Below are 23,367 nucleotides of genomic sequence, written 5' to 3'. Positions count from 1 at the left end.
GAGAAGTGCTCGGCTTGACTCGCGAGCATCTGAAGGGCAGCTTGCAGGGATGAAATTTTCCTATTGATTTTTGAATGCATTACCCCGTTCAGATTTCGCGCATTGCATTGTTGTTTGGAGTGCCTATGTAGGACGTACAGCGTCCCGCACCGGCGCCGCGGGATCCGGGGGCGTCGCACCAGATCCATCGCTCGCATATTGTGCGATCCACGGACGCTCTCGATCGACAGTTCGACGACTCGGATGATTCAAATCTCCGCTATGCAATTTCATTCGACTGCGCGCCAAGCAATGGAGTCCAAGCTACCGTACAGGCGAGGCGGACCTACTCATCACACCGTACGGGCGCGAATCCTCTGCTGCAGAAAGCGTTAGTCGGCTATGCGGTGAGTAGGACTACCAAACAACTTCTACAAACGTCCACCGGACAAGGCTTCGCTTTGCAGATCCATGGAAGTTGCCCCCAAAGTTGCCCCTAGGGGACTGCGGTTACTTCATCAATGGCATAAAAAGTCGGCTAGGCGCTCGACGCCGAAATGATCGCTCGACGGTCAGTTATTCCTCGCAGTCGTGCGCGACCAGATCGCCAAACTTTTGCCGCAATGCCAATTTCAACTCCTCCCTATCGATCGATTCAAACCGCGCCCCTGCGACGGCATTTGGAAGGTATCTAACCTCTGCATGATGAAGACCTTGGCCATCCTCTGGCGCGTGTACCACCTGAAAACGGTGGCCACGGTTCGACTCCACCTGCCGAATATCCGCTACTCCTGAGGCGATGTAACCGACATATCGCATGTCCGGCTTCCGTTCGCGCTTCGCTTTTTGCCAAGCGCAGCCGAGCGCGTGGATCGCTTCGGCGGTCGCGCAATACTTACTCCAATTGACAGATTCGCCGGTGTATTCGCCCGTGCCTTTACTCTTGGTAAATACAAAGGCCGTGTCCAAAATCAGATGTCGGAAATCGTCATACTTGTGCGGAAAATCGATGAGGCGACTCACAGCATCTTGATTGGGAATTTCTTCCACTACCAGCGCCCCGTGCGCCAGTTCATTTGCGTTCTCGTCGACCAAGAGCGTTCACTCCTAACGCAATGAGATCGCTTCAATCAAAGCTTGCGGCAGATGCGCGCCGTCGAACGGAAGATCGTCAAAGTATTCGGCACGCGGCGTAGCGGCGGCGACAACCATGCTAACGTGCCAACCGGCGACGACAAGCACAACAGCATCAGCCGTCTGTGTCCATATTGCCGTTAGGCCCCCTTCACCGTCAGGCGCGATCTTAGGGAGCGGTGCCGCTAGAGGTAGCATCTCAAAGAGACAACTGGATGCTTGTGCCGTTGCCTCTGTAATCTTCAAATCTTCGTCGCCGCGGGCGAAACCCTCTGCCTTGAAGCGTTCGATCAGTTCGATTAGCTGGGCCTTGTTCCTGACCGAGCTGAGTGCTTCCTCTGTTACGGCATGACCTGGCAGGACAGCAACGTCCACATCCGGCACCTCTGTCACCACCACAGCCTCGCGTCGTTTGATTTCCCGAGCGGTCTGGTTGCTCTCGACGAGGCGCCACGACTGCATGTAGCCACTTCTTGCTCCCGGTGTGACGCCAGTAGAAACCGGGGCAAAGGACGATATGCTGAACTGCCGATCATCATCGTTGAAGCAGAAATTATTCATGATGTTCGCCCCCAGACACTTTCGTTATGTAATGCCGGCGACGTGACGTCGGCAAACCCACGCGTTATCCATTCGTGCGCCATGTCAAACCACTGCCGACGGCCCTCTGCTGAAGCATCAGGAGAAATGCCACGCGCCGTCAGATCTAGTCGGACAAGCTTTTCATTCGTGGGCAGATTGATCGCCGTCTGCGCTGCGACATGAAGTCGCCCCCGCCCGTCTGGCAATGCGTAGGCCGTGGACCAACTGAGGCCTTCGGGCTCAGGCAAAAACCGCTCGGCATTCCGATCTCGGATATGGTCGACCAACAGGGAATCCAGTCCCGTAATGTCGAGCCCATTCGCCTTCGATATATGGTTCACGTAAACGAGTTCGAACTGTCTGAACGAGACTTCAGCAGAAGCCACTTCGCGGAAGAAGGTCAGGAATGAATCCAGGTGACGTTCGAACTGTTCAACTACAGCCGAATAGTGCGGGTATGAGTCCCCGTCCGCCGTCCGCTTCCAGTTAAACAAAAAACGATCCTGCTGCAGCTGAATAAGGTTGCGGCCATCTTCGCTAAGCATCCAAGACCGCCGAAGGGGCGGCACACTACTGAACTCGAGGGCCTGTCCAGTTCCCACGCCGAGTTGCTCGACAACACTGGGTAGGGGTGGTGCATCCTCCACGCGAGGGAATTCCGATCGAACCCGGTCCCAAAATGCTCCTACGTGAGCACTGAGAAGCGGCTGCGGACTGAAGAATAGGACGCCGCAGGCTACCTCGACGACCGGCGGCTTCGTGAACTCCACATGCGATCGGGCGCCCTCTCTGGATTTGTCGGTCACGGCTTTTCTTGGCGGCTAGTTTGTGGTAGTGCGCCAGTGGGCGCTTGGGGGCAAAATAGCACAAGACCGTTATTAACGCCAGGCCGAATTCACGATGTCCGGCGTTCGACTGTTGCAGGTGGGGTAGGCGACCACGGGCGTATATCTTTCGGCTGCGTCCGTCCTTTGGGCACTCATGCCGTGAACTCCTCGTGGATGACAGCTGTGTGCGACTTTCGCCTTCGCCGCCGCTCATCAGGCCGATGTAATCGACGATGATCAGACTCAGTCCGTGCCGGCGCTTCACAGCGCGGCTGCGGCTGGCAATCTCGGCCAGTGAGAGGCAGGGGCTTTCGTCGATCAGCATCAGCAGATGCGTCAGGTCTTCAACGGTTTTCGTCAGACTGGCAAGGTCCGCTTCCGTCATGTTCGCGCCGTTCTTGATGTGCGGCATGGGGATGCGGCCGTCGCGTGCCAGGCTGCGCTGGGTCAGCTGGCTGCCTGGCATTTCCAGCGAGAACACCAGCACCGTGCCGACTGTGCGCGCCACGTAAGCCCCCATGCCGACGGCCAGTGCGGTCTTGCCCATCGATGGGCGGCCGGCCATCACGATCAGCTCACCGGCGTTCATGCCACCGTCGAGCTTCGCATCCAGATCGCGAAACCCTGTGGCGATCAGCGTCGGCAAGCCGACCAAGATCAGACTCAGATGCTGGGGCTCATAGTCCGCAGCGCCGCCCTTTGCTGCCGGTTTGATCACCACAAATGCCTCGCGTCTTGCCGCACGGCCGTGCGGCGGTGCCAATCGAAAACGCCCGCTGTTGCGCAGGGCACCCGTTTGTCGAGGCCATTTCAAGATGTCGTGGCGGCGGCTAAATACAAATGTCGTGTTTTCAGGGTTAAAAGGTCGGTCTTTCATCGGTTACTGATCACCCAGTGTCGAAGGATCCGCCGTGAATGGGCAGGGCGCCGACGTCTGTTTCGACTGACCCTGCAGACCACCGGCCAGGTTTACGGGTTGCGGGTTATCTGTCTTTGCTGGGCAAGATCCACGATCACATGCTCGATGTCAGTCTGGGTGAATTCGCGTTCTTTCTTCTTGCCCGGCGAGCTGCCCTCAGCCCTGGTTGCAACCCCCAGATGCGTTCGTGAAGGCGCCTTGCCGATCCGGCTGTTATCGCGTTGAGCCTGAATCACCTGCGCGACCTGCAGCACGTGGCTCAAACGTTTATGCTCGACGATCGCGCCCTGATCGATTTCTGTCAGCCGGTCATACTGCCTGCACGACAATGCACCGCCATCTGCCCGAAGTTCGATTCGCCCATCCGGATACTCCCAGACCTCGATATACCGGTCGATCAGCTTGCGATGCGCCGGCGTATCGTCCAGCAGATACATGACGCGGTCGTACTGCACGGTCAGCGCCTTCGTCACCTTGCGCGGCTCGCGCCACGTGAGCACGAGTTCAAGGTTCTCGTCAGCCCTCGGCGGACGGTGTGCGTCAAAGTCGCTCTTCGGAGGCTTTGCGAAACGCGCGTTGTAGGCCGCCATGAAGGAGGGCACCCAGGCATTGGCCGCAGCGATCGTGCGGATGTCGCGCAAGCGCATTTCCTTCACCATCCGGTCCTGCAGCGTCAGGTGCGCGCGCTCGACACGGCCCTTGGCCGCGCTACTGTTTGCACAGATCGTGTCGATGTTCAGCTCGTACATCGCGCGACCAAACTGCGTCACGCTATTGCCGGTCCTGCTTGCGGCCGTGTTCCGGAACACGCTCGCCTTGTCGCTGTAGAACGCCACCGGCTTGCCGTGACGCTCGATGTACGCACGCGTCGCCTCGAAGTAGCTGAAGGTCGATTCCGTGGCCGTGAAAAGCACGTGCATCAGCCGGCTCGTTGCGTCGTCGACGTACACCAGCAGCGTGCACTGCGGCGCCCGGTCCTCGAACCAGGGATGCTCGCTGCCGTCGATCTGGATCAGCTCGCCCAGGCACGACCGCCGCGCGCGCGGCTGGTAGACCTTCGGCGGCCGCTGCCGGCGCGGCACCCATAGGCCCGCGTCCGTCATCAGCCTGCGGACCGTTTCCTTCGCCAGACGTATGCCGTGGCATTCGTGCAGCTTCTCGCAGGCCAGCGTTGGGCCGAAATCGGCGTAGTACTCGCGGATAATCGCCAGGGCGCGCTGGGCCTCGTCGTCGTCCAGCCGCCGGTTACCCGGTCGGCTGCGTTTGCGTGAGACCAGGCCCGCTGCGCCTGATTCACGATACCGGATTACCAGCCGCTCGATCTGCCGCACCGTCAGGCCCAGACGGTCGGCAGCACGTCCAGGTTTCAGACCGGTGTCCACCACAGCCTGGATCACCTTCAGTCGGTCGAGTTCGCGCATGTTCAATGTCACCAGTGTCGCTGGATGCATGGCCGGCTCCGTAATCCCGCGGGGAACCGGCAAGCATACCCAGAGCAGAACACGACATCTCTAAATGGCTAGAACGCGACATTTCTTATATGGTCGCCTCCCATTTGCAAGGAGATATCGTTGTTGGCGAGGAGGGTGGTTGCGGACTTATATCCGGACTCGATTGCGGAACATACCCGCCGGCCCCGATGGATTTCGCCGCAAAGGTCCTAATCTAAATAACGGACTCGAAGTCCGAGAAATGTCTCAGGCTTGCCTTTGCGCGGTCCAACCTGTCTTGCCATCGTTCAACATCACCAATGCAACCGTGAGTGGGTTTGTATCAACTACAACGCATTTTCAGGCTGGCGCAGCCGTAGGACACTGATACGTTCGACCGTATGCAAGCAATGCCCAGATTATTCGCGCAACCTTGTTCGCCAGTGCGACAGCCACGACGTTCGTGGGTCGTCGGGCAAGCATGCTTCGCATCCGTTCAGGCAGATGTTTTGAACTCGATATGACGGATCGGGCGCCGTGGATCAGCAACGTGCGTAAATAGACGTCGCCGCGTTTGCTGATGCCGCCCAGCTTGACCTTGCCACCGGAGCCATTCTGTCTCGGTACCAGCCCCAGGTAGGCGGCGAATTCTCGCCCGGACCTGAACGCGTGTGCGTTACCGATGACTGCAACTGCAGCCGTTGCAGTCAACAGACCGACACCAGGAATCTCGGAGATGCGACGGCATGCTTCGTCGCCGCGACGCCATTCAGTGATGCGTTGTTCGATGTGCAGGATCTGCTCGTCGAGGGCTAACAGCCTTGATAGCTGATCTTGCAGACTGTCGATTAACATGGCTGGCACTTGATCGGCGATCGATGCGAGCGATGCTTTGGCCGCGTCAATTGAGGCACGCCGGCCTTGCGGCAGGATCACGCCAAACTCGTACAGCAGGCCGCGCAACTGGTTCACCTGCATCACGCGGAATCTCACGAGTTGCTGGCGCATCCGGTGTAAAGCAAGCATGGCCTGCTGATCCTCCGATTTGATGGCGACGAACCGCATACCGGGTCGTTGAGCTGCCTCCCAGATTGCTGCAGCATCCGCAGCATCGTTCTTGTTGGATTTGACGAATGGACGGACGAACTGCGCTGCAATTAACCGGACATCGTGGCCGAGCGCCGCAAGCTGTCGGGCCCAGTGATGCGCGCTTCCACAAGCCTCCATCACAATCCGGCATTGGGCACGGTTGGCAAAGAACGGCGTGAGTTGGGCGCGCTTCAGGGCCTTACTGTGGATTACGCCAGTTCCCGGTTCAACGAAATGGATCTGGAATACGCGTTTGGCCAAATCGATGGCAATGGTTGTGGGTTCCATCTGGTTTCTCCTTACCGCATGACCTTGCGGAAACGATACTGTTGCACATCGCCCGCGTCAGGATATTGGCGTCCAGACGGCGGCCTTCAGATGACCGCTAAGGCGGGAGGCGACCATTCCATCTATAAAGCTACTACACCCGTTACAGCTCGAGAGCAGGTTTTATGTCAAAAGCTGATCGCTGGCGGGCGGCAGGCTGAGTGCGACCAGGAAGAGACGTTCGGCCTTGCGCCACCCGTGTCGTTCAAATGACAGTTCAGTCCTGGAAGCGGCCGACAAAACGCTCGGATCAGCGGCCAGATCCTCTGTCTTGCCGGTCATTGGACGCTTCCCGAAAAACAACTGCTTCAAGACCGATGGCCGACGTCCCGCTGTTGTTATAGCCGAACGCCTTATCCTTTCGCAATCGCGCGGACGCGCTCGATCTCTCCCTCAAGCGTGGTTCCTTCAATGCTGGCCGTGGAGAAAGTCGTGCAGAAGAACTCAAGCCGTTCGTAAAAGTAAAGCAGCCACATGGTATGAGATGGTCCGTTAGGAGATTGAGTCCAGCGGTAACCGAACACGTCCCCATGCTCCTTTAACGGCTCCGCCATGATCCGCGCAACAAACTCGCGCAGCGCGAGATCCATTTCCGGATGAAGGTTGGCCATCTCGCGAAAACGTCCCACCGGGACCACAGTAATCGCGTGATCATCCGGTAGTCGCTGCCCCTTCACGTGGAAAAACAGGCCTTGGACGATGCGACGAGCAATGCCCTCAATTCGCGCCCCGTCTAAGATTATCTGGCGCTGGTTGCCGAGAAAGATCCTGCTCGGGCTGAACCGGGGCGCAATTTGAGTGTTTGATAGTAGAGTCGCTCGAAAGCGACCTGCTTTCGGGCTATTGATGCCTCGCAACACGGTAGGCAGTATGCCGTCACGCCCACGCTGGCCTTTGGCCTTGTCAGTGATGGTCAGCGCTATTCGAAAATACTCATCATCCTTCTTGAACCCTCCGTTGCAATCCGCGCAGGCAGGCACGGTTAGCAGATTCGGCGGAAACGGGCGGTCGAATAGATTTTTGGGTGGCACGTGATCTGCGGTTATCGGTTTTTCCTCTCCGCAGTAGGTACAAGTACCGATTCGAGGTGCTTTAGGTTTGCTCATGGTAATTCAGAATTGATGGACGCTTCGGTTTAGCCATAGATTATTAACCAGATAGCTTGCAAACAGATCGGTGTCAGGGAAGGGTGACGAAGCGTGCACCTGCGCCGTCCCGGGGCACATGCACTATTGCCCCACGGTTTCTGTGAGACGTTGAAATGACGCGGAGAGTACCCAGCGGCTTGGCGTTGGTGTACCCTCTGCGCCATCACAGATATGAGCAAGGGCGGTCACGGCCCCAGCCCCAGCATCCATGGCGCATTCCAATAGAGTATTTCTTCACCGCACCCTTGTTGCCTGCGAACTTATCCTTTTCATCGTCGCGGTGGTGACCGCCTATCTGAGTCAGAACAGCGAGTGGCCGATGTTCTTCACGTTCTCGGCTCTCGCCTTCGTGATCTTTGCGGTGATCAAGCTGGTCGAAGCTCGGCCCGCGCTGATGGAAATCTTATTGCGGGAGGATCTCGCAGCCAAGATCGCAGCATCGGCTATCCCACAAGGTGCTGTTGACTACTTTGATATGCAGAAGTCAGCCGAACAGGATCGCCGCAATCGCACGACCCAAAATGAGGTCGCTGCCGCCACTGCTATGTGGTTGTGCGCGAACTCGGGAGCATCCTATCTAGACCCTGGCGTCTATCGGCATTGGCCTGCGGTGGAAAGGCGCCTCAAGGAGGGCGTGGAATTTCGTGTCGTGCTGCTCGATCCATTCTCAGCGGAGAAGGGTTTTCGAAACAGGCTCAATGTCGACGGCGAGCGTTTCGATTCCAAATTGAACGTGCCTGGGCTGATCAAGCTGTACAACACTTATCCAACGCTTGAGGTACGGTTTGTTCGCTACGGCATGCACGCCACAGTCTTCGCTACTGCGGCGACCATGTTCATTGACCCATATCACGTAGGCGTCATCGACAACCGCATCGAGAACCGAAGCATTTGCTTGCAGGTCAAGCCCGCAACGCCTGCCGAAGGGGTGGGGCTATATCGTCTGTTTAAAGGTCATCTGGATACGCTTTGGCGATCCGGAGCGTCCTTCGAAGAGTGGATTGAGGAGTCAAAGAAACAGAAGCTACTTCCGGAGGACATGCCTGCGCTTAAACCCCGCCAGTACACGGTCTAGGTTAACCCTTTGTGACTGCTGATTTCAACGCACGTGCGACTCGGGTCGTACTGAACTTTTCTCATCGCTGCGCGCTCAATTGCGAATGGTGCTACGTACCCTTCGAAACCACCCGAGCCCAGCGGCCGGTGGTTACAGGGATAGTAGATCGGATTGCATCGCTGCGATTCCAAACAATTACGTTCGGTGGCGGCGATCCTTTTCAGTACCCATACATCGGTGAGTTGGCTGAACGGGCGAAGGCCGCAGGGCTGATCGTTCATATCGACACCCACGGTAAATCACTGACGCAGTCGCTGGCAAACACGCAGCTAGTCAGCAAGACCATCGATCTGATAGGTCTGCCACTCGACGGTCCTAACTCGAATGTGCACGACGACATGAGGAACACGCCCGGTCATTTCGACATCGTGATGAGGCGCCTCCGGTGGCTCAACTGCATCGGCGCCCAATTCAAGATCAATACGGTCGTTTCCCGGCGCAATGTTGACTCGCTCGCGGAACTGGCCATGCACGTGAGTGATCTGGCGCCGTGGCGCTGGAGCATTTACCAGTACATGCCTCTAGGCCCTGGCGCTCGTGTGTCAACAGCGCACTCGTTGGAGTCAGCAGAGTTCCAATCGGCGATCAGTCGTGTGAGAGAGAAGTTGGGCTCCCAGCATGAGTCGCTCATTGAGGTCTCCGACAAAGACAGCCGACGCTCGACGTACCCGATCGTTCACCACGATGGAACTGTGTTCGTTCATTCGAAAGAACGGGTTGATTCTCTTCAGCATGTCTGCTCGATCTTCGATCCACAAGCCCGGCAGGCGATTGACGAGATATGCGGCCCGGAGCGAGCTGCTGCTGTGACCCGTTATATGACCATTCGATAAATATCAACGATTGAAGGCCCGTTCGCAGACTCCACCGAATATCTGACATTCGACCGGCTTAACCGAAAGGCCGCTACAGGGAGAAGGAGCCTGTGGCGTCATCCAGAGTCTGCGCACACCGCTGATTTCGGCACCAATCAGGGCAGGCCCCCGAACTGGCGTAGGATCGTCGCACGGTCGATGTAGACTTTTTCGCAAATCAGATCGGCGTCATCGAAGACGAAGATCAACGCGCTCTGTACTTCCATGGATTTTGGGGTTGGGGAGATGCCAGCCGACATGCCGCGACGCGTTCCCCTGAACCTGGCCTCCTCAACGACTACATCGTCGCGGGCCCAGCGAGCTTTGCGGAGTCAGATTCTCCGAAGCGCGCGAAACGGGGCAGTTCTGGCGGTTCGACGGGTAGCTGCGAGAGGTCTAACGTTCGCGAAGCTGCTACGCCGAGTCAACGGCTGCCACGAAGTCTATGGGTATTTCGTCGTGAACCTGCCAACAAGCGATCGAACGTTCGGCTAGTATTCGCGTCCGACAATCAACGACGGGGGGCGTGACCGCGTAAGGAACGAGTCGCGCAGGAGCACCCGGTTTTCATTGCCGCCTTGAAAAATCCTGTACCATTCCGAGGCCGCCAACACGGATTGATCGCGCCATGTCAATGACCCGTCGGTCAGGACAGATTGTCGCCATCGCGTAGCTCGCCGTCTGGCAGAGGTTCGCGGGCCGACGATTTACTGACTGACGGTTGTCAAGAAGATCCCTGCTTTGAGGTTGTCAGAGGCCGACGGTTTTCGCGTGCCGAGAACGACGATTGGACTAAGTACGACCTGACCGTCGGATTCATTACGAAGCCGACGGGAGAACGATAACAATGCACGTCAACGCAGACGAGCAAGCGGCGCCTTAGAGTGCGGACGCATGATTGACTTTGAAAAACTACTTCGCCTGCGCCTCGTCGTGGCGCGCTTCGGGGAGCTTGATAACGCTCGCTGGTGGAACACGAAGGGCCAGTTGGGTAAGCTGGGTGCTTCGGTGCTGCGACGCGGATTTCCCCTCACCTATCGATTTGCGCAAGCGCGCTCGGTTTTTGCCGTCGCCGCGCAGCGATGCGATGAGGTCTTTAGGCCACCGGGCTGTGTGACGCTCTGGAGTATGCCCGAGGCCATTGAGGAGGATTTCGACGCGTGCTGGGAGCGGTGGCTGGATCACGCAAGTAATTGGACGCCATTCTTCGAGCGGATCGAGACGCTGGGCAGCACTGATCTGGTCGACATTCTCCGCGATGTCGGGCTAGTGACCGAGACAGAAGTTGATGCCTACTCAAGGCTACGTCGCGCAGCGGAGGGGCGCGCCGTTCCGCTGCCTGGCATCTTTGATGGCACCGACGCGAGTGTCGCTCTGCTTGCGCTCGGCTTTGCGCGCGGCGAAATTGGCGCTCTGGTTGTTCCATATGCCAAGAGGGACGACACATGACGTCGAAGTCCCGGGCCAACGTTGTCTCGTCGTTTACGGTTATCAAGGGCGCGATGGTCGAGGAAACCTACGCAGTTTTCTCGGCATGGGATTTTAACGCCTCAAAGCGTGAAAACCTGGATCACCTTCGCAACATGAACTTTATCGGAGCCAAGAGTGCCACGTGGCTGCGTGATGTCGCGAAGGTATTAAATCGCAGGTTCGATCCCGAAGGGCGCGATCGAGCGCTGGTCCTGTTAGCAAATCGTGGCGTCCGCATCGAAGAGTGGAAGCCGCTGCTGCTATGGCACATGACGCGAGACGAGTTTCTCGTACGCGACTTCCTTGAAACATGGCTTTTCGACGCATACGAGGCTGGCACCTTTCGTATCCGAACGGACGAAATTGAAACGTATCTCATCGAGATTGAAAAACGCGGCGCAGTTACCGAGCACGCGTGGTCCGATCGGACCACGAATCGGGTCGCTGCAGGGCTATTGAAGATAGCAGCGGATTTCGGTCTTCTTCGTGGTTCGGCAAGAAGGGAATTCGCGTCGTACCATCTGCCGGAGCAGAGCTTCATGTATCTGCTTCATGCGATGCGCGACGCGAAGGTGAGTCCCGGCAAGGTCATCAACTCGCCGGACTGGAGACTTTTTCTGATGCGGCCGTCCGACGTCGAGCAGGAGTTGTTACGGTTGCATCAATTTCGCAAGCTCGAATACCACGTGGCTGGTAGCCTCGTGCAGCTGAATCTGCCCTGCACGACCTCCAGCGAATACGCAGAGAGGATGGTTGCATGAGCGACCTCGATTACCGGATCAAGCAGAACCTCGAGCCAGTCCTCGAGCTGCCCGATCCCCGGCAGCGCATCAGCGCGTACCACGACATGCCGTACGCCCTGTTTCGCTACGACCCTGAGGACGAGTTCGACCTGCGCAAGCAGGTGACCCTTCTCGAGACGCGACTTTCCCAGAAGGGCAAGCGTGTGAAGCGCATCTCGCTCGCCGAGTGTCTCGACGAGGCGATGAGGTCCCAGCGGCCGCTGGAGGAGTGGTTCACCGCCGAGCGCGAACAGGGCGTCGAAACCGTTGTCGAGACCGTTCACTCGGTGCTCTCGGAGTACTCGCCGCTCGTCGACCTTGTCGCCGCCCGCATGCCAGAGGACCCCGATCCACTGCGCGACGTCGTATTCGTCCTGCGCACCGGCTCGCTCTTCCCAATGTACCGGACCTTTTCGCTGCTCGAGCAGCTTAAGGGCCGCGTCCACGTTCCAACCGTTCTCTTCTACCCCGGCGACCTCGATGGCGCGGCGGGCCTACGTTTCATGGGCGTGCTCGACGCGGAGCACAACTACCGCCCGAAGATCTTCTGAAGACTGCCGATGATGACGACGAATACCACCATCAATACACTCTTCGCCAATGACATTCACCGTCGCATCGAAGAAGTCATTAAGGTCGACCAGACCGACGAAGAGCTCATCCGCGACGAGATCAACGAGTACGTCGTCACGGACGCGATCCGCTCGCACTACACCGGCATCTTCGACGCCTACCAAGAGACGCCGAACAAGCCGCACGAGGGCATCGCCATCTGGGTCTCGGGTTTCTTCGGCTCCGGTAAGTCAAGCTTCGCCAAGATGCTCGGGCTTTCTATCGCGAACCGTACCGTCGCGGGCGAGTCCGCCGCCGAGCGCTTCGCCGGGCGCGCTGGCGACAAGAAGCTCTCGGTTCTGCTGAAGGCCATCAACGAGAAAATACCGACCCACGCTGTTATCTTCGACGTCTCGACGGACCGAGGCATCCGCAGCGGCAACCAGACTTTGACTGAGATCATGTACGGGCTCTTCCTCCAAAGCTTGGGGTACGCGAAGGACCTCGACCTCTCGGAGCTGGAGATCGGGCTTGAGGAGAAGGGCCAGCTTGCCCGCTTCGAGGAGGAGTACAAGCGGCTCTTCAAGAAGGACTGGTCCGTCGAGAAGGGTAAGGTTGCTTTCGCGCTCTCCGAAGCGAGCCGCGTACTTCATAGCCTCGATCCCGACACGTACCCGATGGCCGACTCGTGGGTGAAGGCCGTCAAGAACAAGGCCGACATCACGCCGGGTAAGCTCGCCGAGCGCGCGGGCGAACTGATGAAGCGCCGCAAGCCGGGGCTGTCGCTGATGTTCGTGGTCGACGAGGTTGGACAGTTCGTCGCGCGAGACGTCCAGAAGATGCTCGATCTACAGGCCGTCGTACAGAGCCTCGGTGTGAAAGGCCGAGGTAAGCATTGGGTCGTCGTCACCTCTCAGGAAAAGCTCGGCGAATTAGTCAGCGGCCTCGACGACAAGAAGATCGAGCTGGCCCGCTTGATGGACCGCTTTCCGCTGCAGGTTCACCTCGAGCCGTCGGATATTTCCGAGGTCACCAGCCGCCGCGTGCTTTCGAAGAACGCCGTAGCGCAGACCGCGCTCGGGAAGCTCTTCGACGAACACCGCGGCCGGCTAACAGAGCACACCCGACTCACCGCCGACATCAGGCTCCCGGAGTTGTCGCGCGAGACCTTCATCGACCTGTACCCGCTGCTGCCGTACCAAATCGACCTCATTATCCAGGTCGTCTCAGGCCTGCGCACGCAAGGTGGCGCGAGCAAGCACGTCGGCGGCGCAAACCGCACCATCATCAAGCTCGCGCAGCAGCTCCTGATCAACCCGGCGGTGAACCTCTCGGATGCGAAGCTCGGCGACCTCGTGCGCCTCGACCATGTCTACGACCTCGTCGAGGGCAACATCGGCTCCGAGGTCCGCGCGAAAATCGCTGCTATCTCGAAGGAGCTGATGCACCCGCTCACGCAGCCGGTCGCGAAAGTGATTTGCTTGCTCCAGTACGTGAAGAGCGTCCACCGCAGCGCGGAAAACATCGCGGCGGCTTTGCACGGCAGCGTCAGCGGCGACTCGCAACTCGCTTCTGTGAAGGAGGCCCTACGCGAGCTCGAGACGACCCACAAGGTACGCCACGGCGACGACGGCTACCGCATCCCGACGCCTGCCGAGGACGATTGGGAGCGTTTGCGCAACGGTATCAGCCCGAAGCTCGGTGACTCGCACCGCCTCTACTCGGAGGTGTTGTCCGCATTCTGGCAGCCGCAGCCATCGCATACGCTCTTCGATACCAAGACCTTCAAAGCTGGTCTCGCCATCCACGGCCGTGAGATTACGGGCGGCGACCTAATGTTCCAGGCCCACCTCGCCGACGACGGCAAGGAATTCGACTCGCTTGCAGCAGAGCTGCGGACACGCAGTCAGCAGGAGCGCAAGCACGTCTTTTGGGCCATCGGCCTGACCGATGCCATAGACCGGGAAACCGTCGAGCTGTTCCGCAGCAAGGAGATGCTTGCCCGTAAGGAACGCGAAACGAAGGGCGAGGACACGCCCGCTCTGATTGCTGAGGAGCGTGTTCGCCTTCGCCGCCACAGCGACGAGCTTCGTCGCCTGTTCCGTGCCGCGTGCCTCTCGGGTCGCATCTACTTCCGAGGTAACGACCGCAGCCCGACTGACCGCGCCGTCGACGTGGGCAAGACCGCTGCCGAGGTGCTCGGGCAGGTGCTGCCCGAGGTGTTCGACCGTTTCAAGGAGGCCGCCGCCAAGGCGACGGACGTGAAGAAGGGCACCGACGCCCTCTTCACCGCAGAGAACCTCCAAGGCTTGCCGAGCGTGTTCGGCGGCATCGGCCTTCTGCGTGACGAGAAAGGCAAGACGGTCTTCCGCACCGAGAGCGGGCCGCTGAAGGAAGTGCTCGACCGCATCGAGGAGCGCGCGAACTACGGCGACACTGCGAGTGGCCGCTACCTCACCGACGAGTTTGCGAAGGAGCCGTTCGGCTGGGACTTCGAGGTCGTGCGCCTTCTGGTTCTGTCACTACTGCGCGCCGGGAAGATCGAGGCGACCAGCAAGGGGCTGACGCTCGACACGGTCACCGGAGTGGAGGCGCGCGACACCTTCTCAAACAACAATCTCTTTCGTCAGGCGGCGTTTCGGCCGAAGAAGGGCATTGAGTTCGAGGAGCTGGTGAAGGCTTCAGAAGCGTTCCGCGAGACCTTCGGCAGCGAGGTGACGGAGCTGAACGCGGGAGCGATCGTGGCGGAGCTCCGCAAAGAAGTTGCGCGCAATGAGGACACCGTCTCCTCGGCGCTCGCAACTCTGAACGCCCATCGCTTGCCGGGAGTGGTGGTGCTGGACGATGCCATCGGACAGATGAAGGCCATCCTCCGGGGCTCGGAGGACAACGCCATCGCGACCTTCAACACGAGCCACCGCGCCATCAAGGATGCCATCAAGCGCGCGGTCGAGCTCGAGCAGGTGCTCTCCGAGTCGCGCCTCCACGACCTTGAGCGCGCGCGCAAGGTTCAAGGCGTTCTCTGGAACTTTCTGAGCCAGGAATCTGATATCGCCGACGAACTGCGCACGCGCGCGTTGTCGCTTGATGATCTCCTCGCGCGCGAGACATTCTTCAAGGAGCTGCCATCGATCGAGCAGCACACCAAGGCGATCGAGACCGAGTACAGCCGTCGCTTCGACGAGGCACTCGACGCCCGCGTGGCCGCTTACACCAAGGCCTTCGAGAAGCTTGTGAAGACGCCGGGCTGGACGGAGATCGACGAGGACCAGCAACGCCGCCTTGCAGAACCCTTTGAGCGCGGGCAGAAGCGTGAGGCCGACCCTGTGCCTATTCCACAGCTTCGCGCCGACCGGGATGCCTGTGAGGGGCGCCTGCGCGCAGCCGTCGCGGAGCTTCGCCGCATCATTGACGGCGAGCGCGTCGCCACGGTCAGCGTCGGCAGCTACTTCGCGGAGGGAATCGAGACCGAAGAACAGCTCGAGGCTGCACTGGACGGCATTCGAGAGGAGTGCTCCCGCCTCATCGGCGCCGGCAAGAAAGTCATTGTCCAGTAGAGGCCGACATGACGATCTCTGATGACACCATCAAGAAGGCAGTTCAGCGCTACCACCGCGAGTACGACCGTTACCTCAAGCTCGCGGCGCGCGTGGCCGAGATCTGCCGTTCCGAAATCGTTGAGGGAAACGCCATCCGCGCCCAGGTGACGTCCCGGGCGAAGAGCCCAAAGAGCCTCGAGGGCAAGCTGCGCCGCTTTGCCGCCAACGGCAAGAAGTCGATCCCGGACGTCGACGCCGTGTTCGAGCAGATTCGTGACCTCGCCGCGGTGCGAGTTGCAACCTACGAGCAGCGGCACGAGGAGCAGGTCGTGGAGCTCGTCTGCCGGCGGTTCGTCGATTCCAGCGACCAGCGGCTGCCCCATGAGCGCAAGGACAAGAACCGCGACGACCCCGGCAACTTCTATCGCGCGAGCCACATCGAGGTGTTCCTGACCAAGGCCGACGGTGTCGGCACGTATGCCAATGTTATGGACGTCCCCTGTGAGGTGCAGGTGTGCAGCATGATGGCTCACGTCTGGAACGAGATCGAGCACGATCTTGGGTACAAGCCGGCCGCTGGCACGCTTTCAGAGCAGGAGCGGAATTTCCTGGTCATGCTTGGCCAATCGGTGCGCATGGGCGACGGCACTATTTCGAGCCTGTTCGCCGAAACCGAACGACGGCAGCGGGAGCAAGGCGGCACGTTTAGCGACGTATACGACTTCGTCGCGCGGCTGCGCGGCTGGTTTCCGGGGATCGAGTTCGCCCGCAACGCCGGGGCGCTTTTCGAATCGCTCCTGCCTATCCGACTACTGAACCCCGACAGCATCCGGAAGCTGCTCAATCTGCCAGAGCCGATGACGGATCCTGCACAAGCAGCGCTTGAGGCGTTCGCGCAGCGGATGAACGCAGAGGAATCGACACGGTTCAGACTTGACCGCGACTCGTCGGATGTGCTGCTGGTGCTCCTGCTCCCGAAAATCGGCAAGCACCTTCAGACTCCGCTCGCTGAGGCGCCGACAGAGGGCGTTGCGAGAGTGCGGTGGTTCGCCGAGCGGTTCATCGAGTTTTCTGCGGCGCCAGCCGTCGCCGTGTCCGAAACCGAAGGACTCTAACATGGACAAGGACACACGCAACGCCATCGAACGCGCGACCCAGCGAGCGCGGAAGCTCCTCGAGGAGGACTTCGCCTCGCAGCTCGAGGGCGAGTTCGACGTGCACCGAGACGGCGCCGTTGCCGCGAAGGCTGGTGGGCATCTCTCGCCCCGCCAAGCCTTCCAGCGTGAACGGATCGTCGCCGCGATCGAGCACAAGCGTGCCTCCGGCATGGGCATCGCGGACTCGGTTTCGGACTACCTGCGCGACGCCGCTTTTACCACGCTCAATCGCTTCGTCGCGCTCAAAATGTTGGAGGCGCGCGAGCTCGTGCAGGAGTGCATCACCAAAGGCGAGCAGTCCGCCGGCTTCCTCGAGTACAGCGGCATGGCGCCTGGGCTGCTGCTCTTGCCCAACAGCGCAGGCTACCGACTCTACATCGAGTCGCTGTTCGACGAGCTATCGACCGAGGTGAAGGTCCTATTCGACAGGCGAGACCCGTCGAGTGTGCTCTGGCCGAAGCGGGCGACGTTCGAGCAGCTTCTCGAGATCCTGAATTCCACCGCGCTTGCCAGCGTTTGGAGTGAGGACGAGACCATCGGCTGGGTCTATCAATTCTTCAACGGCCAAGACGAGCGCCGGAAGATGCGTGAGGAGAGCCAAGCGCCGCGCAACAGCCGCGAGCTGGCGGTACGCAACCAGTTCTTTACGCCCCGTTACGTCGTCCAGTTCCTTACCGACAATACACTTGGGCGCATCTGGTACGAGATGCGTCGCGCCGAGACAGTTCTCGCCGAGAAGTGCGAGTACATGGTCCGCAAGCTCGGAGAGGCATTCGTGCCGCGCGCCAAGAAAGATCCGCGCGACTTGCGCGTGCTCGACCCGGCGTGCGGCAGCGGACACTTTCTGCTCTACGCCTTCGACCTGCTCCTTGCGATCTACCAGGAGGCATATACCGATCCCGAGAGCCCGAAGAGCGAGGCCACGGGCAGGACGCTCGTGGAGGACTACCCGACCGTCGAGGCGCTTCGGAACGCGGTCCCGGTGCTCGTCCTCGCGCACAACCTTCATGGCGTCGACATTGACCCGCGCTGTGCGCAGATCGCCCAGCTCGCGCTGTGGATGCGGGCGCAGAAGGCGTACCGTGAGTTAGGTATCGGCCGCGCCGGCCGCGCGCAGATCCGCCGCTCGAACATCGTTGTGGCCGAGCCGCTCGTCGCCGACGAGCAGATCGCCAAGGAGTTCGTCGAGAAGCTCGGCGACGTAGAGCTCGGGCGCGTGTTCAGCTCGCTCGTGAAGTCGCTGAACCTCGCGGGCGACATGGGCCTCCTCCTGCGCGTCGAGCAACTCGTGGGGCGGCAGGCCAAGCGAGGTCAGACAGGCGACCTTTTCGCTCCGCCCGAGGAGCGCATCCGTGCGGCGCTCGCGCGCTTTGTGAGCGACGAGGGCGGACGCGCGAACACGCGAAGGCGCCTCTTCGCCGACGACGCCGCGCATGGTGTGGCGCTGCTCGGCGTGGCCGAGAAGAAGTTCGATGTGGTGCTAATGAATCCGCCGTTCGGTGCTGGAAGCGCGCGCGCAAAGAAAGACTTCGAGAAAGCTTATCCGAGGTCGAAGAGCGACGTGTACGCAGCGTTCGTAGAGCGCGGCGTCGAGTTGCTCTCGTCGTGTGGTCGCGTTGGCGCGATAACTTCACGCACCGGCTTCTTCCTTTCGAGTTTCCAGAAGTGGCGCGAGCAGGTGCTTCTCAAACAGGCTCCTCCCGTGGTGTTCGCCGATCTTGGCGCTGGGGTGCTCGACAGCGCAATGGTGGAAACCGCTGCATACTGCTTGGAGGCGCTGTCATGACCGTTTTCTTTCGAGTGCTCGACGCGTCGGTAGATCAAAAGGCTGAGGCGCTCCTTCAAGCGGTGTCCGCCTACCGGGGCGCAGCCGGACGTGATTCCGAAGGCGCAATCTATACGCCGGACCCGGAGGCGTTTGTCTCCGTGCCCGGAAGCCCATTCGCGTACTGGGTGAGTGATCAGATTCGCGGAGCCTTCGCGAAGCACTCGCCGCTACAACATGGGAATCGCGAGGCGGTGTTTGGCGGTTCGACCAAAGACGATCGGCGCTATCTCCGCCTCTGGTGTGAGGTTGGTGACGACAACGTCACGCAAAGCCGAGCGGATTCGTCGAGGAAGCGATGGAGTCTTTTTGCCAAGGGGGGGGCGCATTCGCCGCACTACGCCGACATCCATCTTGTTGTGAACTGGTATCAAGACGGTGCTGAGCTAAAGTCCGACATCGCTGAGTATCGAGGGAGCCGTGGGTGGGGCTACCACTGGACCGCTGCGCTCAACGGTCACGACCACTACTTCCGTCCAGGTCTCACATGGCCTCGTCGAACCAACGGTCTCTCGTTCCGCGCGCTGCCTCGGGGCTGCATCTTCGCCGACAAGGGACCGGCTGTCTTCGAGGGGAGTGACTCGTCGGAGCGGCTCCTTGCCCTCAGCGCGATCGTCAACTCTCGAGCATTTGGATACCTCGTAAGCGTACAGCTTGCGCGGACCGAGCTTGCACAGTCATACGAAGTTGGTCTCATCCAGCAAACCCCGGTTCCAGACCTTTCCGAGAGAGATGCCGCAACGCTCGCGCAGCTGGCTGGGCGAGCATGGTCGCTCAAGCGAGCTCTCGATTCGACCAACGAGACGTCCCACGCGTTCGTCCTGCCTCCGCTGTTGAACGAGAAGGTATCCGGTCTCGACCGCGCCACCGTCGAGCAAAAACTGGAGTCGATCCAGAAGGACGTCGATGACGCGGCCATCGGGCTGTACGGCATTGGTGCCGATGATCGCGTTCTCGTCGAGGCCTCCTCGAAGCGCGCTGCGTCTGGTGCCGAGGCGACCTACGAGAGCAGCGAAGAGAACGACGTTGACGTGATCGAGGACGATCCGCCGGGTGGTGCTACCTCGGACGCCCTGCTCTCCTGGGCAGTTGGCGTAGCGTTTGGACGCTTCGATCCGCGCCTTGCCACCGGCGAACGGCCGATCCCGACCGAGTCGGAGCCTTTCGACCCGCTACCTTCGCGCTCGCCCGGCATGTACCCCGCGGGTGAAGGTCTCGCTGATCGCCCCGACGTTCTCGTCGACGACGAAGGCCACGCCGAGGACCTCGCCGCGCGCGTTCACGCGGTTGCCGATCGCGTCCACGTCGACGTGCCGGATAACCTTCGCGCTCGGCTCGCGAGTGAGCTCTTCCCGCTTCACATCAAGATGTACTCGAAGAGCCGTCGCAAGGCTCCGATCTACTGGCAGCTCGCGACGCCCTCGGCGAGCTACTCGGTCTGGATTTACATCCACGCTTTCAGCAACGACACGCTCTTCCGCGTCCAGAACGACTATGCCGCACCGAAGCTTGCCCACGAAGAGCGCCGCCTCGCGTCGATCATCAGCGAACTGCGCGACAAGGCGACCGCAACTGAGCGTAAAGGGCTAGCTATACAGCAGTGCTTCGTCGACGAGCTGCGCGCGTTCCTCAAAGAGGTGAAGCGTGTCGCGCCGCTCTGGAGGCCGAACCTCGACGATGGAGTCATCGTCAACTTTGCGCCGCTCTGGCGACTAGTTCCACATAACAAGTCCTGGCAAAAAGAGCTCAAGTCCACTTGGGACGCGCTCTGTGAGGGCAAGTACGACTGGGCGCACCTCGCGATGTATCTATGGCCCGAGCGCGTGGTTCCGGAATGCGCAAAGGACCGGAGTCTCGCTATCGCCCACAGTCTCGAGGACGTGTTCTGGGTCGCGGGAACTGACGGCAAGTGGACCGTACGCACGACGCCCACTCGCAGCGTGGAGGAGCTCGTCCGCGAACGAACTTCGCTTGCCGTGAAATCAGCGCTCAAGAGCCTGCTCGAAGCGCACGCCGCCACCGGCAACGCCGGGCGCGGTCGTGGTGACCGCAGCAAGACTGCTGCCGAGGGAGGAAACACCTGATGCACCCACTTCACGACTACGTGGCGAAGCAACTCGCCGACAAGCTCAAGTCCCGTTGCGTCGTCGTCTGGTACGACGAGCGCGGCGAGTTCCAGTCCTTCGTCGACGAAGTGCGCAGTGGTCCTCGCAGAGCAAGCGATCCCGTTCCGGTTGACGTCGGCGGCACGAAGACGAGCCTTGCGGAGTATGCCGGATCGATGTTCGAGCTGCGCGCGGTGCTCGAGCCGCACTTGAGCAGCGACGCTCCAGGCGCAGTTATCGTCTACATGCCGAATGTCGCCCGGGACCGCCACTCCTCCGTCCTGATGGAGCTGGAGAAGGCCGGCACGACGTGGGAGCCGCAGCTCAAGCAGCTGGCGAAGAATGTTCTCCTCCAGAAGTACACGCTCGGCGTCGTCGACGAGATGCTGCCCTTTGACCGAAAGGTCTCCTACGAGGATATCGCACGCGCAGCGGCGGGAGACCCCGGCGCAGAGCCGCCTTCGATTCTGAAAAGCATCTTCCACAACACGAGCGGCAACGATACACTCCTGGCCACTTGGCTCGTGAGCGACGCCCGCGACGCGGAGATCGTCAGCAAGGAGGCCACGCGCGAGCTGACGAAGCTCGTGAAGGCACGTCTCGGGCTCGAGCTGCAATCGGACGCGCCGCTCGCGAAACTGCGCGCCATCACGCTCCGCTATGTGCTCGCCGGGGAGTTCCGCCTCGACCTGTCGTGCGACTCGCCAGCTTCCTTCGACAGCGTCCCCAAGCCTTCATCAAAGGATGATGAGTCTGCTGTGCGTGACCTCGCGCGGCGCCTGCGCATGGGATTTCCCGATGCGTACGCGCCACTCGCGGACCGCGTCGAACAGGAGCTGGGCCTCAAGAACGCGACGCTGCCGCCCGGCGGGCTTGGAGCAATCGACACCTTCCGCTTCGAGGAGCGTGTCCTGCTTCGTCACGCGGGCGAACTTATCTCGAATACCAGGTTCAGTGAGGCGCTGGGACTTGTTGCCGAGCGCGAGCAGAGCTTCTGGCTTGACCGTGACGTCAGCAGGAAGGCCCAGTGGGAAGCCACTCGGAGAATGGCCGAGCTGGGTAAAGTGGCGGTGGAAGTGCGGAACGCAGTCAACAAAACTTCGGGGGACGCGGCCGCGTGGCTGGAAGCCTATGTGTCAAAGGATGGTTGGTTCCGACTCGATCAAGCTCAGCGCCGCTTGGAAGCGTGGGTCGCGAACCTCGACGAGGAGCCCGAGGAGCGTCCGTTAGGCGTCGTCCGCCGTGCCCACGAGGACGCCTGCCACGCGATGGCTGAGGGCTTCACCAAAGCGCTCGTCAAGGCCGGGTGGAACGTCCCGGGCGCACTGCAACAGACACACATCTGGAGCGAAGTAGTCGCTGAAAGGCCCAAGCCCGTCGCCTACTTCCTCGTCGACGCTATGCGCTTCGAAATGGGCGTTGAGCTCGCCGAGCGTCTGCCAAAGACCTCCGAGGTCTCAGTTCGCGCGGCCGTCGGCGCGCTGCCCAGCATCACGTCTGTCGGCATGGCGGCGCTGCAGCCCGGTGCTTCTGCGAGCTTCTCGGTCATCGAGCAAGGCGGCAAACTCGGCGCCCGCATCGATGACAGCTTCCTGCCCGACCTCGCGGGCCGGAAGAAGCACGCGGCCGCGCGTGTGCCAAACGTAGTCGACATGGCGCTCGACGAGCTCTTGAGCCTCCAGCCTTCAAAGCTCGCGAAGAAGTTCGACGGCGCACAGGTCGTCGTCGTTCGCTCGCAGGAGATCGACCACGCGGGCGAGACGGGCTTTACCTTCCAGGCGCGTCAGGTGATGGACACCGTCATTGATAACCTTGCGCGCGCGATCCGCAAGCTCGCGGCTGCAGGCATCGAGCACGCTGTGGTGAGCGCAGACCACGGCCATTTGTTTTTCGCCAACGACCGTGACGAGTCCATGCGCACCGATGCCCCCGGCGGTGACACCGTAGAGCTACACCGGCGCTGCTGGATCGGGCGAGGCGGCACCACGCCGCCCGGCTGTGTGCGCGTGTCGGCGTCGTCCCTCGGCTACGCCTCCGACCTCGATCTCGTGTTCCCGGCAGCGTCGGGGGTCTTCAAGGCAGGCGGTGACCTTGCTTTCCACCACGGCGGGCCGTCGCTCCAGGAGCTGGCCATCCCGGTGCTGACCGTGCGCACGAAAACGCGCGAGTTGGCGCGACCCACGGCGGCCCCAATCGAAGCGACCGGGCTCCCGGAGGCGGTGACAAACCGCATCTTTAGCGTTACGTTCACCTACGGTGCCAAGCAGATGGCGCTCGGCGCGACGGGAGTTCAAGTTCGGCCGCTGTTGATGGCGGCTGGCAAGCAGGTGGGGACCGTCGGTATGGCGGTCGACGCGCAGTTTGACCGCGCCACGGGCACCGTGGAGCTCGAGCCCAACAAGCAGGTAACTATCGCTTTCCTGTTGAGCGATGAGAGCGCCGCCTCTTTGCGCGTCGTGGTGCAGGACCCGGCAACCGACGCGGAGCTTTTCCGCTCGCCCACCGACATCCCGGTTCGACTTGGAGTGTAA

At 60.6% G+C, this 23,367-nt stretch carries 17 protein-coding genes and 2 pseudogenes; 10 read left to right on the top strand and 9 right to left on the bottom strand.

Annotation, left to right across the window (positions count from 1 at the left end; translation table 11 throughout):
- Positions 1–555: 555 nt before the first annotated feature.
- From ACOCG7_RS30860 to ACOCG7_RS30825, 8 genes and pseudogenes are all read right to left on the bottom strand, one after another.
- A complete protein-coding gene (locus ACOCG7_RS30860) occupies positions 556–1,074 on the bottom strand; it encodes a hypothetical protein (RefSeq protein WP_310159460.1) in 519 nt (172 codons plus the stop codon).
- Between the two features lie 12 nt (positions 1,075–1,086).
- Positions 1,087–1,674, bottom strand: a complete 588-nt coding sequence (locus tag ACOCG7_RS30855; protein WP_421378550.1) for a hypothetical protein — start codon at positions 1,672–1,674, stop codon at positions 1,087–1,089.
- Positions 1,671–2,465 (bottom strand): TIGR04255 family protein, encoded by a 795-nt coding sequence (locus ACOCG7_RS30850; RefSeq protein WP_310159515.1) that lies wholly within the window; start codon positions 2,463–2,465, stop codon positions 1,671–1,673. Before ACOCG7_RS30850 ends, ACOCG7_RS30855 begins: the two co-directional genes overlap by 4 nt.
- A gap of 244 nt (positions 2,466–2,709) precedes the next feature.
- Positions 2,710–3,399: pseudogene (locus tag ACOCG7_RS30845) on the bottom strand (DnaB-like helicase C-terminal domain-containing protein); the annotation flags it as partial.
- Positions 3,400–3,491: 92 nt separating this feature from the next.
- The gene (locus ACOCG7_RS30840) at positions 3,492–4,892 is read right to left on the bottom strand and encodes an ISNCY family transposase (protein WP_176035857.1); all 1,401 of its coding nucleotides are present in this window, start codon (positions 4,890–4,892) and stop codon (positions 3,492–3,494) included.
- A 339-nt stretch (positions 4,893–5,231) separates the two neighbouring features.
- Complete coding sequence (locus ACOCG7_RS30835) at positions 5,232–6,248, bottom strand: IS110 family transposase (RefSeq protein ID WP_083083750.1); 1,017 nt, start codon at positions 6,246–6,248, stop codon at positions 5,232–5,234.
- Positions 6,249–6,410: 162 nt separating this feature from the next.
- On the bottom strand, positions 6,411–6,569 hold the full coding sequence (locus tag ACOCG7_RS30830) for a hypothetical protein (protein WP_421378545.1): 159 nt from the start codon (positions 6,567–6,569) through the stop codon (positions 6,411–6,413).
- A gap of 71 nt (positions 6,570–6,640) precedes the next feature.
- Positions 6,641–7,393: a hypothetical protein gene (locus ACOCG7_RS30825; RefSeq protein ID WP_421378542.1), complete on the bottom strand. Its 753-nt coding sequence runs from the start codon at positions 7,391–7,393 to the stop codon at positions 6,641–6,643.
- A 250-nt stretch (positions 7,394–7,643) separates the two neighbouring features.
- Between ACOCG7_RS30825 and ACOCG7_RS30820 the strand changes: the two genes are divergently transcribed.
- A complete protein-coding gene (locus tag ACOCG7_RS30820) occupies positions 7,644–8,510 on the top strand; it encodes a hypothetical protein (protein WP_421378540.1) in 867 nt (288 codons plus the stop codon).
- An 11-nt stretch (positions 8,511–8,521) separates the two neighbouring features.
- Positions 8,522–9,385, top strand: a complete 864-nt coding sequence (locus ACOCG7_RS30815; RefSeq protein ID WP_421378537.1) for a radical SAM protein — start codon at positions 8,522–8,524, stop codon at positions 9,383–9,385.
- Positions 9,386–9,522: 137 nt separating this feature from the next.
- On the opposite strand, the pseudogene ACOCG7_RS30810 reads toward ACOCG7_RS30815, so the two are convergent.
- Positions 9,523–9,708 (bottom strand): annotated as a pseudogene (locus ACOCG7_RS30810) (hypothetical protein); the annotation flags it as partial.
- Positions 9,709–10,300: 592 nt separating this feature from the next.
- On the opposite strand from ACOCG7_RS30810, the gene ACOCG7_RS30805 reads away from it, so the two are divergent.
- Genes ACOCG7_RS30805 through ACOCG7_RS30770 form a run of 8 tightly spaced genes read left to right on the top strand, consistent with a single transcriptional unit; the run spans position 10,301 to position 23,367 of the window.
- On the top strand, positions 10,301–10,855 hold the full coding sequence (locus tag ACOCG7_RS30805) for a BrxE family protein (RefSeq protein ID WP_421378534.1): 555 nt from the start codon (positions 10,301–10,303) through the stop codon (positions 10,853–10,855).
- Entirely contained in the window at positions 10,852–11,637 is a 786-nt protein-coding gene (locus tag ACOCG7_RS30800; RefSeq protein ID WP_421378531.1) for a BrxA family protein, read from the top strand. Before ACOCG7_RS30805 ends, ACOCG7_RS30800 begins: the two co-directional genes overlap by 4 nt.
- Positions 11,634–12,209 carry a BREX protein BrxB domain-containing protein gene (locus ACOCG7_RS30795; protein ID WP_421378528.1) on the top strand — a complete coding sequence of 192 codons (576 nt, stop codon included), beginning with the start codon at positions 11,634–11,636 and terminating at the stop codon, positions 12,207–12,209. The genes ACOCG7_RS30800 and ACOCG7_RS30795 overlap by 4 nt, the downstream gene beginning before the upstream one ends.
- A gap of 9 nt (positions 12,210–12,218) precedes the next feature.
- On the top strand, positions 12,219–15,767 hold the full coding sequence (gene brxC, locus ACOCG7_RS30790) for a BREX system P-loop protein BrxC (RefSeq protein ID WP_421378525.1): 3,549 nt from the start codon (positions 12,219–12,221) through the stop codon (positions 15,765–15,767).
- 8 nt (positions 15,768–15,775) lie between these two features.
- On the top strand, positions 15,776–16,864 hold the full coding sequence (locus ACOCG7_RS30785) for a GTP pyrophosphokinase (protein WP_421378522.1): 1,089 nt from the start codon (positions 15,776–15,778) through the stop codon (positions 16,862–16,864).
- A 1-nt stretch (position 16,865) separates the two neighbouring features.
- Entirely contained in the window at positions 16,866–18,692 is a 1,827-nt protein-coding gene (locus ACOCG7_RS30780) for an Eco57I restriction-modification methylase domain-containing protein (protein WP_421378519.1), read from the top strand.
- Complete coding sequence (locus tag ACOCG7_RS30775; RefSeq protein ID WP_421378516.1) at positions 18,689–20,815, top strand: type II restriction endonuclease subunit M; 2,127 nt, start codon at positions 18,689–18,691, stop codon at positions 20,813–20,815. Before ACOCG7_RS30780 ends, ACOCG7_RS30775 begins: the two co-directional genes overlap by 4 nt.
- A complete protein-coding gene (locus ACOCG7_RS30770) occupies positions 20,815–23,367 on the top strand; it encodes a PglZ domain-containing protein (protein WP_421378513.1) in 2,553 nt (850 codons plus the stop codon). The genes ACOCG7_RS30775 and ACOCG7_RS30770 overlap by 1 nt, the downstream gene beginning before the upstream one ends.

Origin of the sequence: Paraburkholderia sp. DD10, from assembly GCF_049177125.1 — a bacterium.
GTDB lineage: Bacteria > Pseudomonadota > Gammaproteobacteria > Burkholderiales > Burkholderiaceae > Paraburkholderia > Paraburkholderia terricola.
This window is presented reverse-complemented; position numbering and strand designations above follow the sequence as displayed.

Coding starts and splice junctions, on each gene's coding strand:
- ACOCG7_RS30855 (WP_421378550.1), bottom strand. CDS start 1,674: ATGAATAATTTCTGCTTCAACGATGATGATCGGCAGTTCAGCATATCG.
- ACOCG7_RS30840 (WP_176035857.1), bottom strand. CDS start 4,892: ATGCATCCAGCGACACTGGTGACATTGAACATGCGCGAACTCGACCGA.
- ACOCG7_RS30835 (WP_083083750.1), bottom strand. CDS start 6,248: ATGGAACCCACAACCATTGCCATCGATTTGGCCAAACGCGTATTCCAG.
- ACOCG7_RS30830 (WP_421378545.1), bottom strand. CDS start 6,569: ATGACCGGCAAGACAGAGGATCTGGCCGCTGATCCGAGCGTTTTGTCG.
- ACOCG7_RS30825 (WP_421378542.1), bottom strand. CDS start 7,393: ATGAGCAAACCTAAAGCACCTCGAATCGGTACTTGTACCTACTGCGGA.
- ACOCG7_RS30820 (WP_421378540.1), top strand. CDS start 7,644: ATGGCGCATTCCAATAGAGTATTTCTTCACCGCACCCTTGTTGCCTGC.
- ACOCG7_RS30805 (WP_421378534.1), top strand. CDS start 10,301: ATGATTGACTTTGAAAAACTACTTCGCCTGCGCCTCGTCGTGGCGCGC.
- ACOCG7_RS30800 (WP_421378531.1), top strand. CDS start 10,852: ATGACGTCGAAGTCCCGGGCCAACGTTGTCTCGTCGTTTACGGTTATC.
- ACOCG7_RS30795 (WP_421378528.1), top strand. CDS start 11,634: ATGAGCGACCTCGATTACCGGATCAAGCAGAACCTCGAGCCAGTCCTC.
- brxC (WP_421378525.1), top strand. CDS start 12,219: ATGATGACGACGAATACCACCATCAATACACTCTTCGCCAATGACATT.
- ACOCG7_RS30785 (WP_421378522.1), top strand. CDS start 15,776: ATGACGATCTCTGATGACACCATCAAGAAGGCAGTTCAGCGCTACCAC.
- ACOCG7_RS30780 (WP_421378519.1), top strand. CDS start 16,866: ATGGACAAGGACACACGCAACGCCATCGAACGCGCGACCCAGCGAGCG.
- ACOCG7_RS30775 (WP_421378516.1), top strand. CDS start 18,689: ATGACCGTTTTCTTTCGAGTGCTCGACGCGTCGGTAGATCAAAAGGCT.
- ACOCG7_RS30770 (WP_421378513.1), top strand. CDS start 20,815: ATGCACCCACTTCACGACTACGTGGCGAAGCAACTCGCCGACAAGCTC.